This is a genomic window from Dyadobacter sp. CY345, assembly GCF_021502725.1.
In the GTDB taxonomy this organism is placed as follows: Bacteria; Bacteroidota; Bacteroidia; order Cytophagales; family Spirosomataceae; genus Dyadobacter.
The window spans coordinates 275,683-295,001 of record NZ_JAKFFS010000006.1 but is presented as its reverse complement, the minus strand read 5'-3'; the positions used below and the strand labels follow the sequence as shown (position 1 = coordinate 295,001).

Sequence of the window (19,319 nt, the reverse complement as noted above, 5' to 3'; positions counted from 1 at the left end):
AACTTTCTTAGGACAAACGGGAGAGTATTGATGCATTAACTCGCAATAGCCTCGTTTAATTCCTTATCAAGCACCGCCCTAAATAATTTTTTCAGGTGGATACTTAACTTTCGTTTCAGGTGATTATCAAGCTCATCCTGTGACAAGTCTTCCAGTTGGTTGATGTGGCGATAAAACGGCTGCGTACTGATTGCCTGGTTTAATGTTCCAAAAAGCGTCGTAGAAAGCATAAGTACATCAACATCCGTTGTAAATACACCAAGTTTTTGTCCTTCCTGGATGATACCCTCCATAGCCCGAAGGTTTTTGGTCTTCATTACTGTGAGGAGTTCTGAGATGATAGGTGTACGGCTGCCCGCTAATTGCTCGCGAACCACAACATTATGAAAGCATTGTTTTTCTATTAAACGGTCAACGATACCGTCAATCATCAGGTTCACTTTTTGCATTGGCGAGAGGTCAACATTCAACAGCAAACTTTCCAGCCGATTAACAAAATCTCTTGATCTTGTCTCAAAAAGTGCTTCGATCAATTTCTCTTTTGACCCAAAATAATACGATATCATGGAGACATTGATATCTGCTTCCTGTGAGATGTCACGGATGGAAGTACCCGAGAATCCTTTTTCTGCGAACAGCTTTTCGGCCACGCCGATAATCTGTAATTGTTTGTGGTTATATTCCATTGGCAAGTATCAGGCGTCAATAGGAAATTACACGTCGCTTGATAACGGAGCCAAAGGTAAAAGAATAAAAAATTAAATCAAACGTTTGTTTGAAAAAATCAAACAGTTATTTGATAAGTTGAAAATAAACTTCGTAAAAGACAAAAAAGTGATTTGCGGGAAGTCCGGACTAAGGCATTTCTATTGAAATTTCCTTCTCAGGTTCAGGCCAGATTTTTTCCAGGATGAAAGCAAATGCAATTACCAGTACACATCCGATCAGGTTAAGCCATAAAAAAGCCGTAAGATCTTTCCAGTAACTGAGCACCACGAAAATTTCACCGAGAATCGCAGCCCAGAAAATAGCGCGGCCGCCTATGGTTTTAAAATAAAAAGCTACAAGAAAAATTCCTAAAATTACGCCGTAGAAGAGTGAGCCCAATACATTTACCGCTTCGATCATGCTGCCCAGTCTGCTTGCGTACTGCGCGACGAATATGCAAAATATACCCCAGAAAAAAGTTGCCCAGCGCGATGCCCGGACGTAGTTTCTGTCCTGGTCATCCTTATGATATAATCGTTTATAAATATCAACAATGGTACAAGAAGCAAGCGAATTATAGGCCGCGGCGACAGATCCCATGGAAGCCAAAAGTATAACCGCGATAAGAAGCCCAAGCATCCCGACGGGTAGATAATCGATCACAAAGCGCAGGAATATATAATTGACGTCATTCACATCACCTCCGTTCGCTTTGGAAAGTAAAGTTTGTGCCTTGCCGCGTACCTCTTTTACATCATTCTCAATTTTTCCAAGAATTATTCTTGACTTATCGATGGCCGGTTCGTCTTCCTTATTTAAGGCATCGGTTAGCGCCATGACATGCGTGTGTTTGCCTTTTTGGATCTGTGCATGATCCTTTTCAAGTTTTTCAAACTCCGCTGCATACTGCGTTTTTTTAATCTTATTTACTTCTACCTGATTGAAAAACAGAGGCGGGTTGGTAAATTGATAAAATGCAAAAACAAGGACGCCTACGAGCAAGATCAAAAATTGCATAGGAATTTTTAAGAGCCCGTTCATGGCGAGGCCAAGTTTGCTTTGTCCCTGTGAGCTCCCGGTCAGATACCGGCCAACTTGTGATTGATCTGTTCCGAAGTAGGAGAGTTGAAGAAAAAAACCGCCGATCAGTCCGGACCAAACATTATAACGATTATTAAGATCAAAACTAAAATCGATCAGATTGGTTTTTCCCATTTTTCCAGCGACGTGCAGCGCATCGGTAAATGAAACATTTTCAGGCAATAACCTGACGACCATAAAACCAGCGATCACCATCCCGATTGTGACAATGCCCATTTGCTGCAAATGCGTATGCGAAACGGCCTGAGCTCCCCCTGACACCGTATATAACATAACAATTCCACCAGAAATAATGTTAGTCCAGGTGATATCCCATCCCAAAATGGAGGACAAAATCAGTGAGGGAGCGTAAATTGAAAGACCTGTTGAAAGTCCCCTTTGCAAAAGAAATAAAAATGATGTCAGCGTTCGGGTACGAAGATCAAAACGGCCTTCTAAAAACTCGTAAGCTGTGAATATTTTTAATTTATTAAATTTTGGGACAAAGGTGATGCAGAGAACGACCATGGCCAGCGGCAACCCAAAATAAAACTGAACAAACCGCATACCATCGGTGTAGGCCTGGCCAGGAGCCGAAAGAAACGTAATGGCACTGGCCTGAGTTGCCATAAGGGATAATGTGACGTGGTACCAGGGAAGGGATTTATCTGCCAGAAGATACGAGTCAATATCTTTGTTTTCCCGGCTTTTGTAAATACCGTAGGCGACAATAAATGTAAGTGTTAAAGAAAGTACAATCCAATCAAGATAGCTCATTCGAAATGGGTCATGAATAAATAAAAGAGGGCAATGAGAACTACAAGCGTCGTGATTAAAAGCGCGTAAAGCTGCTGCCAAGAACGCACAAAAGGAGGTAATCCATCCTCCCGACCATTCTCAGTTCGATCTTTTTTATTCATTTTTATCAAAGGTTCAGGGTTTGTTTCAAATCTGCCAAGTGGCTGCAACAAAAATAGAACGCTTTTTGGTTTCTTTTAGCATATTTTGAGTTTCTGAATTGGTAAGAGCTTAATATTATCATTTGTTAACAAACAAAAACGCGGATTCTAGCCGTTTTCTGACTAACAATCCGCGTTGAATTTTTTTATTTAAAGCGTGTAACCTATTTTCAATGTTGCATAGTCCCGGTTATACCAGACCTTTTCATCGATAAGATGAATCTCAACAGCAACAGAAAATGCCATCAGGTTAACACCAATCCTGGGGGAGATACCGAAACGTGTTCCAAGATTTTGTTTAACATTCTCAACACCTTCTTGTGTTGGATTGGTTGATACCGGATAGACACCTGTACCCAGAAAGTAGGCACCGGCGCCAAGCCCGATAAAGGGCGCGAAATTATTATTCCAGAGCTTGATGACGTCAGCTGTGGCTGAAATCGACCCGATTGGGTCAGACTTAACGCGGCCTATATTTGACATGTAGGATTTCATAATTGTATATTCACCTCTTAAACCAAGAGCCACATAATTGGAGAGACGGAAAGATGGCTCAGCGGAAATTGACAGCGCCGAAGCATCCAGAAAATTTTCCTTCTGCCGCCAGGTCGTGCCAAGTCCTGCTCCAATTTTCAAATTCCATCGCGGACGATATTGCAGAAAGTCAACGGAGCGTTGATCCGTCGTCATTGGTTTTAATGCGCCTTCGTTAACCTGAGATAATGCCAGATTAGACAGACATACAAAAGATAATATAAAAGCCAGGCTTTTGATTCTGATTGACATTGTATTCGGGGTTAAATATTATAGCTGGTGTCGTATTGACCTGTTGTTCAGGAAATATCGTTCCAGTTACAATCCCTATACTGACTGATGATCAGAACATGTTGCACGTTGATAGAATAATACAAAGTAAAGAGAAGATGCCTACGAAAACGGTGACATGCCGCTGAGTATAGATGCTTTGATAATCCTGATAGTAAGAAGCCGGTTAACAGATAATTAACTTTAAACTGAATATTAAATATTCTTTAAATATTACAAGGGGATTTTTCCATGATAAAGTAATCTCAATTTGCCATTTTAGATCGCAATGTTCTTTAATATCATCTAATTGTAGGATAAATCAACAAAAGAATTATTTGAAGATTGAAATTATCGCAGCCTCGTTGTCTTGGCCATTCAGTAAATTGGGTGATACCTAAATGATGTTGGATTTGATTTTTACGTCATCTCCCTCAAATACAATTCCGCGACCCGGTCCGGTAAGGTTTTGTCCAAAAAGAATTTTCTTATCCACTTTTCGGTAGGAGGCCAGTGTTTTTAAAGGTTCTGTGCTTTTAACAGCTGATTCCTGATCGACATTAATTAATATACATCTTTCACATGGCTTCGAGACGAGAAACTCAGCTGAGCCGATCTCAATATCTTTCCATTGATCTTCGGCGTAAGGCATGGTATTGGCAACCACAAAATTAGGGCGGAAACGTTCCATGGTAACAGGCGCAGCAAGTTTCTTGTTTAGATCATCCAGAGACGCCTGAGAAATCAGTAAGAAAGGAAAATCATCGGCGAAGCTGACCAGTGCAGGTCCGTAACTATCCTCTGCATGCATCATGCGCTGGCTTGAATCGGGCATATAAACCATCCTTACATTTTTTTCCAAATGCTTGCTCAACCAGACATCCAGATCATTGCATACGGTGACAGCTTGAACATTGTCCTTCCAAATCTTCACATTAATCGTTCTATTCGATTGTGGATTAAGTGGCATAAAGGCCGAACTTTCCCGATCAGACTTATCAAATATCAGAAATCCGTCATCTTGAATAATAATGCTTAAAAGCGCCATCTTGGGATCTGTCCTTTGTGTCAGGAAAGTTCCGTTGTGATCGATAACCATCCACCGCCGGTCATATTGCATACCTCGCTGCTCAATATTAGCTTCTTTGAGACGAACACCGCCGAGTGATTTTACCGGATAAATCCAAATTTCAGATAACGTCATAAGCACAAAAACTAAACTGATTTCCACAGTTGGGTTAAAAAACCGTTCCAAAAGATGCTGGTACAATTATTTAATCTTTAGAGTCATGAGACGTATTATTATAAAACTTAGCAACGGAACAAAATTTTGAAAAAGCAGATAGCCATTCTGGGCGGTGGTCCGAGTGCATTGTTCATCTACAAAAGGTTCGCCGAAGATGCAGAGCCTGATTTTGAAATTCACATCTTTGAAAGTAAAGACAGGCTCGGTGCTGGAATGCCATACAGCGATCAAGGTGCTAATGTGGAGCATGTTACTAACGTCTCAGACAATGAAATTCCTGAAATAGTTACTTCGATTAAGGACTGGATACAGGATCTGCCAGATGACGTGCTGGCAAAGTTTAATATTGATAAGAACCAGTTCCATGAATATAAGGTGTTGCCGAGATTACTTTTTGGACAATACTTATCTGATCAGTTCGAAATGTTGATTAAAAAGGCAGCTGATAAAGGAATAGTAACTGAAATCCACTTTGATAGTAAGGTTGTCGATATTATCGATGTGCCTGAATCTTGTAAGACTAAGGTCGAGATAGCAGGGAAAGGTGATTTTGAGTTTGATCAGGTTATTATATGTACCGGTCACAAATGGCCGTTGAAATATGAAGGTAAGATTCCTGGCTACTTTGATTCACCATATCCGCCTGCAAAACTTAAATTGCAGCTAAATCACCCGGTGGCACTCAAAGGATCTTCATTGACTGCCATTGACGCGATCAGGACATTAGCAAGGGCTAACGGACAATTTGGCACCGATAAAGAGGGGAAAGTAAGTTACATTCCATCTCAGGAAAGCTCTGATTTCAAGATTGTTATGCATTCAAGAAATGGTCTTCTGCCAGCCGTAAGATTTCATCTTGAAGATCCGCTCGTTTCCAATGATTCGTTATTAAGCGAGGAAGGTATCAATAATAACAGGGCTGGGAACGATGGATTTTTGTCACTTGATTTTGTTTTTGAAAAGGAATTTAAAGACTCTTTCATAGAAAAAGATCCTGGCTTTTATGCAAAAATAAAAGATTTGAGCATGGAGGATTTTGTGGATTCTATGATGGGGCTGCGCGAAAGCAGGGATCCATTTACGCTTTTCAAGGCTGAATACCGCGAAGCCGAACAATCCATAAAAAATAGAGAATCAATCTATTGGAAAGAAATGTTGGCTGTGCTGAGTTTTGCCATGAACTATCCTGCCAAATATCTATCAGCTGAGGATATGATGCGGCTTCAAAAAGTTTTGATGCCATTAATTTCGGTAGTCATTGCGTTTGCACCACAGAGTTCATGCGATGAGTTGCTTGCTGTCCATCATGCCGGAAGGTTAGAAATTGTTTCAGTAGGTGAAGAAAGTACCGTAGAACCTTTTGAAAACGGAGGGGTAAATTATAACTATACCGACGACGCCGGACATCCAAAATCTGTTCATTTCAAAACTTTTGTGGATTGTGTTGGACAACCTCATTTATCTTTCGATGCTTTCCCATTTCAAAGTTTGGTAGAAGACAATACAGTTAGCCGCGCGAAGATTAAGTTCAAATCACCTGAAAAGGCAAGACAGCAGATTGAAAAAGGAAATCAAAAGGTAGACGAAGGATCCGACGGACAGTTTTATCTAAATGTTCCAGGTATAACGATTAACGATAATTTTCAGGTAGTGGATTCCGAAGGTAAGGCCAATGACCGGATTTATATCATGGCTGTACCTTATATTGGAGGTTATAACCCGGATTATTCCGGTCTCGATTTTTGTGAAGAGGCCTCTGCCAGTATTGTCGACAATATTCTCAGTATTGAGGCATAATCGAAATTTATATTTTGTTGAAACCCCAGAATTAGTCGAAATACGACAGGTTCTGGGGTTTTGCTTCTCATAATTAATCAGAATTTGAAACAAAAATATTCTTCGTTATCATCCCGCGTATTCTGACAAAACGATAGTAACGATGACAATTTGATAGAATTAATACGGATAGTATAGTCTGCCTCTTCAAGGTTGTTGCAGTCAGTTCCTGTCAAATTGAAATCTTTGTAAGTGAGCAAAAGGGCAGTGAAAATAGGTTTAGAGTGAATCAATAGAATTTATTCTATTGAATTTTGAAACTAATTTGATTAAAAGAATCACAATTGGTGATTATTTTAATCACATAATTCTATAAATCACGATTTAAATCTCTACAAGAAGGTATTATTTATTTAGGAAATTTGCTATCTGATAATCAGCTGCTGGCCTAAAACTGATCAAGTTAGGCAAGTTGTTGATGTACAGTAAGATACTAAATAAATCACTAATTTCGCCCTTCATGATGAGAACAACTACACTAACTCTCAAACTCATTTTATTTGTTTTTCTATCTCTACAATTAAAAGCACAAACCTATCCAGTATTACCCGCTCCGGATCATAACTCAGATCACAATGCTTTCATCACCGGATCGGTGACCGTAACGGGAAGTGATCAGAAACTTGCCGGTGTCGTAGTTAAATTATCCAGAGTGGTACAGGGCTCTGCAAATGTTGCTGTCGCTTACACGTTGACTGATGCTGACGGTAATTTTAGCATAGCAGGTCAAAGCGGGGTGAACTATGTTTTGCAATATGAGTTTCCAACAAGCGGATTTACTTCTCCGACAGGCAATCCTTCTTCCACATTCACGGCAGTTGCCGGGTCAAGTTTAGCCCCTAATGGTGGCTTGGAACTGCAAAGAACTACCAATACGATCACCAATTGTAATGTTTTGGCTCCTACCATGACGAACTGGACGCAAACCATTGCAGTCGATAAGGCCGTTCCGCTTACCGGCGCAGCACTCCAAAATATTTCGGTGTTCACTTCTACGCTAGCGACTCATCCGGTTATCAGTGTAACTAATGACTCCGATTCTGAAAGCCGGATCAGAACCCTTATCATCGGTGCTTCTATCTCAATCCTTGGCCCAGGCGATGTTGAGACATATATGGACGCTGTTAAAACATTTGCAACCACACCTTCACCACCTGCCCGGGATATTGTTCTGACTGCCCGTCAGACGCTTACTTACTACGATATCTCTTCTGGACAGGCGGCAAATTCGATTGTAACAGGGGATAAAACGGCTTACCTGGGAACAGGAAACGTAGTTTTTGATACGGAGGCAAAGGGTTCCAAAACAATTTCAACTACCAGTGGCAATACAACAAGTACTGAACAGACGATTGCTGGCGCAGGTGTTTGCCTTACATACACCTATGACGAAGATCCTTTGCCGGTAACGCTAATTTCATTTGAAGTGACAGCAGAAAGTAAAACGGCTAATTTAAACTGGGCAACAACTTCTGAAACAAACAGCGAAAGTTTTGAGATTCAAAGAAGTGCTGATGCGAAGATCTGGAATAAACTGTCGTCAGTAAACGCGCAGGGTGAAAGCAACACAAGGGCTAATTATCATTTTACAGACACAAATCCATTGAGCGGCCAAAACTTTTACAGGCTGAAAATGATCGACCGTGACGGAACGTTTGCATATAGCCGTATCAACAGTATCAAGTTTAAAGGTGAGCTAAGTTTGGTGAAAATGTATCCAAATCCTGCTGCCAATGTTTTAAATGTCGATGCAGAAGGTAATCAGATCCAAAGGGTAGAAATTTACAACCAGGCGGGGAAACTTATCAAAGGGTCGAAAAATTCTGCTGTTGATGTTAGTGATTTTGCTAACGGAATATATTCAGTACGTGCAGTTTATGCAAACGGACAGGCAGATCAGCGGAAAGTAGTTATTGCGCACTAAGTAACAATAAATCTGAATTTCAAATTAATTACCAAGGCGCTCTTTCTCTTTTTGGAAGGGGTGCCTTGTCATACTTTCAGCTTTAAAGTCTAGTTTTGCATATGAATCTTTTGATAATTGATGATTTTACCCTGATCAGGCTAGGGGTCCGTACGATCGTATCGGAATTGGATCCCACAGTAAATTTTTATGAAGCGGAATCTTTTCCGCAAGGTTTGTCCATGATTGAGCAGCGACAATTTGACATGGTCATTCTCGATATAAATATTCCGGGAAGTGAGAATGTGAGAATGATAGAGCTCATTCGCGCGAAACAAAGAGAAATAACCATATTCATCTATTCCGCCCACGACGAAACGATTTATGCTCTGCCTTTTTTAAAAGCAGGCGCAGATGGATTTTTATCCAAAACCGCCAGTTTGGACGACTTTGAGCTTGCCTGGAAAGTACTTTTGAAAAAACGGAAATACGCTAGCAGCGGGGTGCAGGAAATGTTGTTGAATTATGTTGGCTCAGGTCCCTATACCGAAGACGGATTTAAGAATTATGGACTTTCGGTAAAAGAGCTGCAAATCATGCAGCTGATGAGCCAAAATAAATGGAACAAGGAAATTGCAGCCATTATGAAGCTTAAAGAAAATACCGTCAGCACCTACAAAAGACGCATTTACGAAAAACTAAAAGTAAAAGATGAGCTGGAATTTCTTCGGAAAGTAAGATTGTATTCCTGAAATGAAACAAGTTCAGTAGTCAGAAAGCCTCAGGTTTTTTGACTACTGAACAACTATTAAGCAAAAAAGCTTGGTCTTTGAAGGTAACCTGGCTGCCAGCTTGAATCTCTGCGACGAAGCGCGCGAGCAATATTCAGCACTTCATCAAGGCGACGGCTCTGTTCGCTGATAGGATCCTGGCTATGAAAGTATTGTCCTACAATTTCCCACTCGAATAGGTCCGTTTTAGCATCATAAATTCCAACCGGTATGCGGTCTCCATCGGTCATCAGCATGCCCAGCGTCGATTGCGCCTGTGATTGTGAAGAGCAACCTATGTGATGATATTGTGATTTGTATTTATACAAAACCGAAAAACGGTTTTCAGAAATCTCGTCGGATTTTGCATTTTTCTCTACGCTTCGCGAATTGGATAAGAGCAGACTTTTGAAAGAATTCCTCAAATTCAGCAATGCAGATTTTCTTTTATGTTTTGATACTTGTGTCATGATCAGTTTTGTTTGGTGAATAAATTCAAAATACCATTTGAAGATTAAGACACACTAAACCAATATTGTAATAATTCAATTTTAATATTTGTATGTGTGTTTCCGCTGTGTCCGCTTTCAGGTATTTTGTCTAGTAATTCAATTATTAGTTTATTAAAATAATTATGTTGATGCAAATTTAAAACTTTATTTCATTAAGCCCAAAACTTGTCTATAAACTGCAAACATGTTTTGTATTTCAATAGTTTACAAAAAACATTTATTTAAGTTATTATCATCAAATCGCAAAGTATATTTATTTGAATAGTTATATAAACATTATATTTTTAGCTGTTATTATAGTCAGCTATAAGATGAAAATTCTTAATAAGTTAATAATGGCAAGATATCCTATTATGTAAATAATTATATTTTAAATCTGTAATTTATAACTTCAATTATACATGCAATCCGGGGTGCAAGTAGTGTATGTATTCGTTTTCATAAATTTTATAACAACGTATATATGCTGGCATGATAGTTTGCGTTTATGTCAAACCAGATCTTGCAGATAAACCATTCGCAAGAAAATGGACAAATAAATCAGCACGTAACGAATGATGTTTAACATGAAATCAGTAATTAAATTATGGCAGCTAAGCCTTTTGCTTAGTATTGTGACATTGTCAACCGTTTCCGCACAGGATAAGGAAGAAGAAAAATTAAAAGCTTCTATTGCAGTATTGAGTGATTTTAGCGAGATGAAGGAAAATATTCCGGCACAGCTTCTATCACTTTCACAGGGTATCATCATTGTGCCTAAAATGATTAATGCCGGATTGATGATTGGAGGAAAACATGGAAAGGGTGTTGCCATGATTAAAAACAGCGCCGGACAATGGAGTGATCCTATTTTTGTGACAATTACAGGAGGTAGCGTGGGTGCTCAGATTGGCGTGCAGGCTACTGATCTGGTTCTTGTTTTTAAAAGCAGCAAAACACTTACGGAAATTGGAAAAGGTAGCTTCACCTTAGGCGGCGATCTTTCAGTAGCCGCTGGCCCGGTTGGAAGGAGCTCGTCTGCACAAACTGATTACAAACTCGAAGCGGAAGTCTATTCATACTCGCGCAGCAAGGGACTTTTTGCCGGTATTACATTGAACGGCGCTGCACTTTCTGTGGACGGAAAGGCCAATAACGATTTTTATGGTAATTCTTCGGACGCAAACACAATTCTTACTACCTCGAAAAGTAATTCTGAACTTGTATCAGATTTGAAGTCAAAGCTGGGTAATTTTAAATAGGCAATTCATAAAAAATAACAAAAGGGCGAGACTTTGAAATTTCAAAGTCTCGCCCTTTTGTTATTTTGAGCAGTCTGTTCGTAACGTATCAATTTTTTAAACAGAAAGTTTTTTGCCGTTTTAAAATAATTTAATAACAATCCATTAGAATCTGACTGCGCGACTGATAATAACTAAGACTATGACCTAATTCATTTTGACAAGTTTCTTCCAGCAATGCACTGACATTATTTTGCATTGATAAAGAGCCGCAGATCATAATAACGCCTTTCCGGGCAAGTACATCGGCTATGAGAGGACGGTCTTTTTCCAAGATATCCTTAACATATTCTTTTTTGCCCTCACGCGAGTATGCAATATGAAGTCCGCGAAGTTTATTATTCATTTTACTTTCTTCCAGCGCATTTTTATAAAGTTGAAATGAAGATTCGGCACGGAAACCGCAGTATAAGTGCGCAATCGTTTTGGCAGGAAGTTCGTTGATCATACCTAAAAACGGAGCTATTCCGGTTCCATTTGAAATCATCAGAACCGCTGGCGCATTTGCAGGCAGATGAAAATGTGCGTTGGGGACAAGGCAAGCCTCAATCGTATCGCCCGCTTTTAGGCGTGAAAGGTAAGTCGAACCCAGTCCGTTGGGATGAAGCCTGACGCATAACTGGATTTCCTTGCCGATTTTTCCGATGGAATAAAGCCGTTCTCTATAATCAGCAGCCGGATAAATAGCCAGAAGATCACCTGATGAAAATTGTTGTCTGCGTTTTAGATGAAAACGAATTAGAAACGTATCACCACCCGCGTGGACGTGTGTAATATCTGTAACCACCAGCTGCTGTTTGTGCTGCTGCCGGGGTTTTAGAAGTCCTGCTGACAGATTCAGAGGCACTTTGGCATGTTGAGACCAATCAGCTGCCCACTGATTAAATTCATCAGGTGACTTATCGTTTACCGTATATATTTCGAGCAGGGGAGATGCCCAGGGCTGTTGCGCGAGCAAGTTATTTACTTCAAAAGCAAATTTGCAAAAGTCAGGATAGGCATGTGAACCAAAACCCACGACCGAAAAATCAATTGGCGATTTTTGAGGATACTTCGCCAACTTCGCCTGAAATGCTTTTGCATTAGCCGGAGCGTCGCCAAGGCCGTAGGTCGCCGTCATCACGATAATATGTTTCGCTGCTGGGTAAAGGGTATAATCATTAAGCTGAGCGAGATAGGTTGACTTTCCGGCAGCAATGAGTTGTTGCTGGATTGCGCTGGCAAAATAAAAAGTGCTGCCATTTTCAGAGCCGACGAGAATGATATACTCGCTTTGATGTGCTTTAAATTTATTTTTAATCCTGTTTGATCTGCGCTTTATAGTAATGCTAAATCCAGAGTAGATAAAAAAGAGTATGTTGGCAGCGGCCAGCGCAAGCACTGCGGCCCAAATTCCGCTGGCTCTGCCAGTATGCAGATTTAGACTCAGCTTACTAATGATCAGAGGAAGCGGGTAAATTGTTTCTGCAATGACATCGCCGGTAATCTGGTTGATGGCGAGCTCGCGGTTTTTCAGTTTTATCGTATATAAATCTTCAACTTCTTCTGAAAAAGGAAATTCTATGGACTGGACTTGAGAAAGTTTGATCTGTTTAAAAATGGCAAAGTCGGCGACATTTGCAGTAGGTTCAGAGCGCAAAGCATCAAAATTAATTTCCTGAGATTGAACAGTCGATTTGAAAAGCTCAAAACGTTCCATGGAAAGATATGTCCCGCTCAACGCCATAATAAAGATCGGGATCAGTGAAAGTCTGCCTGTTACAACATGGTAATATTGTGCAAAATTATCCCTTTGTATTTTTGTAAAAAAACGCAGTAATCCGCGCTGGCGCTTAATGATCAGAATTGTTCCGGAGATAGTGATTAAAAGAAGTGAAAATGCCGTCACACCGATAATGAATCTTCCTGTTTCGTGGAGAAATAATGAGCGGTGAAACCCGGTGACCCATTCGAAAAACTCATTTTTCTCACCGGGTATACCAAGGATTTTCCCGGTCAGCGGATCTACATAAGCTGCAAGATTTTCATCTTTATCGTCAGTCCCTTTTACTAGAATAAAATCATTCGCATCAATCGTAAGCTCAGTGATTCCCGGATATTTGGTTCGAAGCAAAGGAAGTATTTCAGACAAGGTTGCCTTATCAAAATTTTCAGAACGATAGGGCTGAGCCTTTTCAGAAATTGGCTGAAACGCAAGAATGATACCCGTGACGGAGGCCAGTGCCAGAAAAAGAAAAGAAGATACAGCCAGTGCTAAGTGGCTGTATCTCCATATTGAAATTGTCATAAATAAGCCTTAGTTGGCGCTGAAACGGACATACCGGATAAAGCCGCTGCCATCGCTTTTTGATGAAAGTGCCTCAGTAGTTAGTGGGATTTCGGCATCTTTAATGTGGTATTCTTTATCTTCAACCGCGCTTTCAAATCTGATTTTATATCCGCTGTTAACTTTCGAATTCTCAATTTCAATCGTGTTTACACTGCGGTCACCGCCAGTTACCGAGGCGCCCGTAATAGCACTAATGTTTGTTGGTTTTTTAGTCCGGAACTTATTCCATTCTTTCAGGCTGTTATACCACTTTTTATCAGGCCCCATGACATAGAGCGTTTTTTCATAAGCTCCTTTTGGGTCGATAAGTGAAATGACAATGTATGCTCCTTCGCCCATGTAGTTGGTCATTTGGATCATACATTTATATTTGGTGGAAGGGCTTTTTTGAGCAAAGGATTTTTCTGTTTTACCAAGAAAAATAAAAACCAAAAGCAATACTGTTGTGAATATTTTAGACATGAATATTATTTCAGAAAGTTTACGGTTACGTTATTTTTAGAAAGAGACTCATTTTCAGCTGCCAGGTCAAAAGCCGTTTCGTCGAAGTTGGTAACCACTTCCTTTTTCGCGCCGATCGATAAAAGATACTTCATCATCGTATCGTCCTTTGAAACCATAGCCGCTTTATGCAGCGCGGTGATTCCTTCGCTATTCTTACTATTGACATCAATTCCAAGTTTTTCCAAACCTTTTACAAGTGTCAGGTCGTTTTTAGCAACCGCCAGATGATACAAAGTATTTCCATTTTTCTGCGGCGTTGTAACCTTGAATCCTTTTTGTTCAAGCATTTTTAGTTTCGCTTCAAAATCGGCCGATCTCTGTGGGGCGTATGATTGGACGAGATAAAATGCCAGGTTATCACCGTTTTTATCTACGGCGTTAACTGATGCGCCTTTATCAATCAAATAACCTACTGCTTCGGCTGAATTCCCGCGAACAGCCATGGCCAATGCAGAAACCCCCTTTGCATTTGTCTGGTTAATATTTTTAACTTTTGGAAGCAACATTTCCAAAACCGCTATGTCACGATTAGAAGCAGCTGCATTCATAAATACGGTATTACCTTCTTCGTCTGCCTGGTTTACGTCAAGACCTTTGGATAGAAAATACGAGATGATATCATTTTGTTTAGGTTTACGCACCAGGATATGAAGCGCGTTTTCACCATTTTTTCCTGTTACAGTAGGTTTAATATTCAGCGTTTCTAGATACTTATAAACTTCGATAGAATTGGCCCCACGACGGGTGCCCTGCGCAGCCATCAGCATTGCCTGATCCTGAGCCGGAACACCTTTTTGAAGCAATGTTTTAAGCATTTCAATATTGCCGGCTTTTGCAGCATAACTAAAAGCATTCGCACCGCTGGCATCCTTACTTTTCAGATCAAGCCCTTTTGAAATGAAATAATTTGTCAGCGTAAGATCCTTATCGTTCGCAATAGCCAAAAGCAACGCATTAGCTCCCTCAGAATTTAAGTCTTTTTTCAGATCAGCGCCGTTTGCGAGACAGATATCATAAATTTTAGTATTCTGCTGACCTGAACCAGCTGCAAAATTCAATGGTGTCGCGCCATGGCTGTCGACCAGATTGGCTTTGGATCCCTTTGCAACAAGGTATTCCATCAGTTCCACATTACCTTTCATTGCAGCCCAATGCAAATAAATGCGGCCGTCGTGTGTTAATTTGTTAACCTCATTACCAGGCTGCGAAATAAGATATTCGACCGTAGCATTCGGCGCTCCGGAGTTTATTGCCAGCACAACAGGATCAAATGTTGCCCCGTTAAATTGCGCTGGATTACTTCCTTTTTCAATTTCTACTTTGATAGCATTCACATCAGGAGAAGTTTTCCAGAAGGATTGCTCCAATAAAATGTTCTGCTGCGCATGGGCATACGTCGAGACAACTGCAAACGCAGCAATGATAAATATTTTTTTCATTATGTTAATTATTAGTAAAATGCAAAATTTCCAAATTCTTCGCTTGTTCCGAATGTCTTCGGGGTTGAAATTAATACTAATTAGTCTAAATAGTGAAGACTTTTAAGTTTTTCTCAATTTTCATTTTGAAAATACCAGTATTAATTAATCTGTTTTATAAGTATTTGCAGAACCAGTTAGTTAAGCTAGGTAGATTCCTCCAAACTGACAGGATCGCCGTTGCAGAGCTTACGTAATTATTAGCGTAAACTATTTTATGGTTTGAATGGGATATGGGGGAAGATAAACCACTTTTTTTCAGATCGTCAAATCATTAGTCCGGCGCTGAGGCGCATTGATTGAAGGATGCTTGGAGCGGCAGTATTTTGTTGAAAAACATATTTAACAATGCTCTTCGAGTAAAATTTTTTCGAGAATGTCCTTCGACACTGGCTTTGGAAGAAATCCTCTAACCTCGTGGTAAGTTTCCATACGAGAGAAGTCACGTTGGTCCTGCGAGGAGCTAGTAATATAAATTGCAGGTTGGTATATATTTTCCAGTTTTCGTAGCATATCCAGAAATTTCCAGCCATTAGCCACTGGCATATTAATGTCCAGGAGGATGATACTAGGCAGTGACTCCGGCTTGTGCTGCCAGGTTTCTATAAAATCAAATGCTTCCTGACCATTGAAGAATTGCAGAATATCAGGTTTTACCAATATTTTTGATATCAGCAGCCGGGCTATAAAATGACAAGTATTATCATCATCGATGATACAGATTTTCATATCAATGTTCCTTATAACGTTCAGTCTTACTCAATGACTATTACAATAATTAAGCCAAAAAATAGAAGTAGTTCTATAAGTTGTTAACATTTGGTGTTGTAGAGATTCCAAATACGTTTCGAATATACATATATACGTACAAATAATTCCTATCATTCCGGGCCAAATCTGAGCTTAACAGCTGGGCTAATTAGCTTTATATGAAAAAGTAAATTAAGACATTGATAAAACATCCTACTTTACCCTGTTAAATATTCTGTGATAAGTTATCGATAGTAAATTTAATTTTTTATTAACAGAAATTTTGCCAAAAAACATCGTCGAAATTGACAGAAGACGGAGTAAATAATAAAAAAACATGTAGCAATATTACGCACTAATGCACTTTTCGACTAACACAAAATTAATGCCTCATAACGAAGCACTGTCCCGGCGAAAATTAGTTCGCTACATGATTATGGTCATAAGTTTTTTACTTGGTTCATCAGAAATTGCATAGCCATCGAGATTGTAGCAGATTAGAAGGCTAATTTTAAACAATCATCATTTTAATCCTGTCATGAAAAAAATACTTGTTGCCATCGATTTTTCTGAAAATGCCCGCAAGGCTTTTCTTTTGGCAAAATACTTTGCCGTAAAAACTGGCGCTGAACTTTGTATTATGCACGCCACCGAACCAAATATCGCGGATCTTGCCATTCCCATCACGCAAAGTTCACTGCCCATTTATCAGCAAATGGAAGATTCTCTCAAAGAGCAGCTTGGCGAATATGTTGTTGAAGCAGAAATTGAAGGCCTAAAAGCTATTGCCTATGCTGAAAAAGGTACAGTAAAAGATGCTGCAATCGGACTGGCAGCGCAGCTGGGTGCTGATATGATTGTAGTAGGCAGGACTGGAAAAGGAGGTTTTTTCGACAAATTGATCGGAAGTTCAGCAACTGACATTGCGCTGTCTGCTGGTTGTCCGGTGCTTATTGTTCCCCCGCAAACAGATGCGTATCATCCTAAAAATGTTGTCTACGCAACTCAGCTTGAATATGAGGAAATCAGCATCTTAAAACAGGTCAATACGCTGGTCACGCAACTGGATGGAAAGCTGTCGTTTATCAAAGTAAGCTCCCTGGAGCAGCCTAACATCCAGCCTGACGGTCAATTCATGGACTCGATAAGCAGTGAGCTTGGCATTGATGCTAGTGAAATTAATATTCAAAAAGGCGGTGGTGTTTTGGAAGGAATCGAAAAATTCTGCGAACAGCGTGGTGCAGATCTTTTGGTCGTTTCAACGCGGGAGAGAAGTTTTATTGAACAATTTATCATCAATCCAAGCCTGACTAAAAAGCTCGTGTTGGATACTAAACTGCCGCTGTTGGTTTATCATCTGAATTCAGACGATAATTGAAATCCAACACAGGTATTTTATTATTTCGATAAGTAAGCTACGCTATGGAATAATATTTGCAGTTGCCAGAAAAAAATAAAAACCGTTATGACCGAGAAAGACATACAATCGACAGCGAGAATAGTGTTAGGTGCTGGGCTGATCTTCGCAGGTATCAGTCATCTGACCTTTTCAAGGAAAGAATTTCAGGCGCAAGTTCCTGATATTATACCTTTGAAAAAAGACACTACCGTCGTTTATTCGGGGTTCGCGGAGATAGCCATGGGCGGAGCCTTAGTACTTGCTCCTAAAAAACATCGGGAAACGGTTGGGAAACTTGTCGCTAGTTTTTTTACTGCCGTTTTTCCAGGGAATATTTCTCAGCTGCTTAATAAAAGGGATGCTTTCGGGCTGGATACCGACGGGAAGAGATTTGCAAGATTGTTCTTTCAACCTGTTTTAGTTTACTGGGCGTTGAAGAGTACTGAAAAGAAGAAAACAGCCTGATCGATAGAAATCAACAAAATAGTATAAACCCGGCATTCTTTGACCGGGTTTTTTGTTTCCAATAGTTCTTGTCCATTCTTGGGGAAATGGCCCACAATTTACTTAATGGCTCTTATCTTTGCATCAAACGCAGGGTGGAAAAATCGATTTTAAGAATGCCGGACTCATTGAATATATTACTTGCGCCGCTTGACTGGGGATTGGGTCATGCAACGCGGTGCATACCGCTGATCCGGTATTTGTTGGAGAAAAATTGTCGCGTTACTCTGGCCGCTCATGGATCTGTTGCTTTACTTTTAAAAAGTAATTTTCCCCAATTAAGGATTTTGCCGATCGAGGGCTACAACATACGATACAGCGCAACTGGCAACATTTTGCCGCTTAAAATATTGATGCAGGTTCCTGAAATTTTAAGGGCAATTAAAGCGGAACGTCAATGGTTGCGTGATGTTCAGGATAAAAATAAGTTCGATCTGATTATTTCAGATAATCGGTATGGCTTGAAAATCAAGAATGTTCCATCAGTTATTCTTACGCATCAACTGACGATCAAAACAGGTGCCGGCCCGGTTGCCGATAGCATTCTCCGCCGGCTTCATTACAATATTCTGGAAAAATTTGATGCCTGCTGGATTGTGGATGCATTGCAGCACAAAAGTATCGGAGGTGAGCTTTCGCATCCTTCGACCATACCTTCTAATGCGCGATATATCGGAATACTTTCCCAGCTTGAACTCCCAGCGTCCGGGCAACGTCTCAATCCCGGAGAAATTTTAGTGCTGTTATCAGGGCCCGAGCCTCAACGTACCCAGTTAGAGAACATTATTTTAAATCAAATTCCACCATCGCAGGCTTATAGGTACGTAGTCGTAGGTGGAAGGCCGGAAGGACCTATTCCGGTAAATCTTCCTTCCGATACGATTTATTATACTCACAGAAATGCCTCAGAATTGGCAAACTTGATGGGGAGCGCCGAAATTGTTATTTGCCGAAGCGGTTATTCCACGCTGATGGATCTTGCATTTATGGGTAAAAAAGCACTTCTGATTCCGACCCCCGGCCAGTCGGAGCAGTTATATCTTGCAAGTTATTTGAAGGAACAAGGCTTGTTTTCCAACTGCAAACAGTCTTCGCTAAATCTCGAAAATGACATTAAAAAAGCTTTGACATATCCCGGTTTTCAAACTGATAATTCACTCTTTTCTATGGATATTATGAAGGCAGCAGTGGATGATTTGATTACAGGATTGGCAGCTAACTCGTATAATGCAGTAATTAAATAGATCCGATAAATAA

General features: G+C 40.2%; 16 protein-coding genes. 7 read left to right on the top strand and 9 right to left on the bottom strand.

Annotation, left to right across the window (positions count from 1 at the left end):
• Positions 1–35: 35 nt before the first annotated feature.
• From L0657_RS24410 to L0657_RS24395, 4 genes are all read right to left on the bottom strand, one after another.
• Positions 36–686, bottom strand: a complete 651-nt coding sequence (locus L0657_RS24410) for a TetR/AcrR family transcriptional regulator (RefSeq protein ID WP_235153394.1) — start codon at positions 684–686, stop codon at positions 36–38.
• A gap of 169 nt (positions 687–855) precedes the next feature.
• Complete coding sequence (locus tag L0657_RS24405) at positions 856–2,565, bottom strand: sodium:solute symporter (protein WP_235153393.1); 1,710 nt, start codon at positions 2,563–2,565, stop codon at positions 856–858.
• Positions 2,566–2,897: 332 nt separating this feature from the next.
• Entirely contained in the window at positions 2,898–3,533 is a 636-nt protein-coding gene (locus tag L0657_RS24400; protein ID WP_235153392.1) for a hypothetical protein, read from the bottom strand.
• Between the two features lie 415 nt (positions 3,534–3,948).
• Positions 3,949–4,782 (bottom strand): MOSC N-terminal beta barrel domain-containing protein, encoded by an 834-nt coding sequence (locus L0657_RS24395; RefSeq protein WP_235153391.1) that lies wholly within the window; start codon positions 4,780–4,782, stop codon positions 3,949–3,951.
• 99 nt (positions 4,783–4,881) lie between these two features.
• On the opposite strand from L0657_RS24395, the gene L0657_RS24390 reads away from it, so the two are divergent.
• The 3 genes from L0657_RS24390 (at position 4,882) to L0657_RS24380 (ending at position 9,288) form a co-directional block, all read left to right on the top strand.
• Complete coding sequence (locus tag L0657_RS24390) at positions 4,882–6,594, top strand: FAD/NAD(P)-binding protein (RefSeq protein WP_235153390.1); 1,713 nt, start codon at positions 4,882–4,884, stop codon at positions 6,592–6,594.
• Positions 6,595–7,093: 499 nt separating this feature from the next.
• On the top strand, positions 7,094–8,557 hold the full coding sequence (locus L0657_RS24385; protein ID WP_235153389.1) for a T9SS type A sorting domain-containing protein: 1,464 nt from the start codon (positions 7,094–7,096) through the stop codon (positions 8,555–8,557).
• Positions 8,558–8,658: 101 nt separating this feature from the next.
• Positions 8,659–9,288 carry a response regulator transcription factor gene (locus L0657_RS24380; RefSeq protein ID WP_235153388.1) on the top strand — a complete coding sequence of 210 codons (630 nt, stop codon included), beginning with the start codon at positions 8,659–8,661 and terminating at the stop codon, positions 9,286–9,288.
• Between the two features lie 56 nt (positions 9,289–9,344).
• Here L0657_RS24380 and L0657_RS24375 read toward each other — a convergent pair whose 3' ends face one another.
• The gene (locus tag L0657_RS24375) at positions 9,345–9,776 is read right to left on the bottom strand and encodes a hypothetical protein (protein ID WP_235153387.1); all 432 of its coding nucleotides are present in this window, start codon (positions 9,774–9,776) and stop codon (positions 9,345–9,347) included.
• Between the two features lie 608 nt (positions 9,777–10,384).
• Here L0657_RS24375 and L0657_RS24370 point away from each other — a divergent pair.
• Positions 10,385–11,059: a lipid-binding SYLF domain-containing protein gene (locus L0657_RS24370; RefSeq protein ID WP_235153386.1), complete on the top strand. Its 675-nt coding sequence runs from the start codon at positions 10,385–10,387 to the stop codon at positions 11,057–11,059.
• Positions 11,060–11,189: 130 nt separating this feature from the next.
• Here L0657_RS24370 and L0657_RS24365 read toward each other — a convergent pair whose 3' ends face one another.
• The 4 genes from L0657_RS24365 to L0657_RS24350 form a co-directional block, all read right to left on the bottom strand.
• Complete coding sequence (locus L0657_RS24365; RefSeq protein ID WP_235153385.1) at positions 11,190–13,385, bottom strand: PepSY domain-containing protein; 2,196 nt, start codon at positions 13,383–13,385, stop codon at positions 11,190–11,192.
• A gap of 9 nt (positions 13,386–13,394) precedes the next feature.
• Positions 13,395–13,889: a DUF2271 domain-containing protein gene (locus L0657_RS24360; protein WP_235153384.1), complete on the bottom strand. Its 495-nt coding sequence runs from the start codon at positions 13,887–13,889 to the stop codon at positions 13,395–13,397.
• A gap of 5 nt (positions 13,890–13,894) precedes the next feature.
• A complete protein-coding gene (locus tag L0657_RS24355; protein WP_235153383.1) occupies positions 13,895–15,370 on the bottom strand; it encodes an ankyrin repeat domain-containing protein in 1,476 nt (491 codons plus the stop codon).
• A gap of 381 nt (positions 15,371–15,751) precedes the next feature.
• Positions 15,752–16,138, bottom strand: coding sequence for a response regulator (locus tag L0657_RS24350; protein WP_235153382.1), 387 nt, complete (start codon positions 16,136–16,138; stop codon positions 15,752–15,754).
• A gap of 559 nt (positions 16,139–16,697) precedes the next feature.
• Here L0657_RS24350 and L0657_RS24345 point away from each other — a divergent pair.
• From L0657_RS24345 to L0657_RS24335, 3 genes are all read left to right on the top strand, one after another.
• Positions 16,698–17,537, top strand: coding sequence for a universal stress protein (locus L0657_RS24345; protein ID WP_235153381.1), 840 nt, complete (start codon positions 16,698–16,700; stop codon positions 17,535–17,537).
• Positions 17,538–17,624: 87 nt separating this feature from the next.
• Positions 17,625–18,023 (top strand): hypothetical protein, encoded by a 399-nt coding sequence (locus tag L0657_RS24340; RefSeq protein WP_235153380.1) that lies wholly within the window; start codon positions 17,625–17,627, stop codon positions 18,021–18,023.
• A gap of 86 nt (positions 18,024–18,109) precedes the next feature.
• Positions 18,110–19,306, top strand: a complete 1,197-nt coding sequence (locus tag L0657_RS24335; protein WP_235153379.1) for a glycosyltransferase — start codon at positions 18,110–18,112, stop codon at positions 19,304–19,306.
• Positions 19,307–19,319 lie beyond the last annotated feature (13 nt).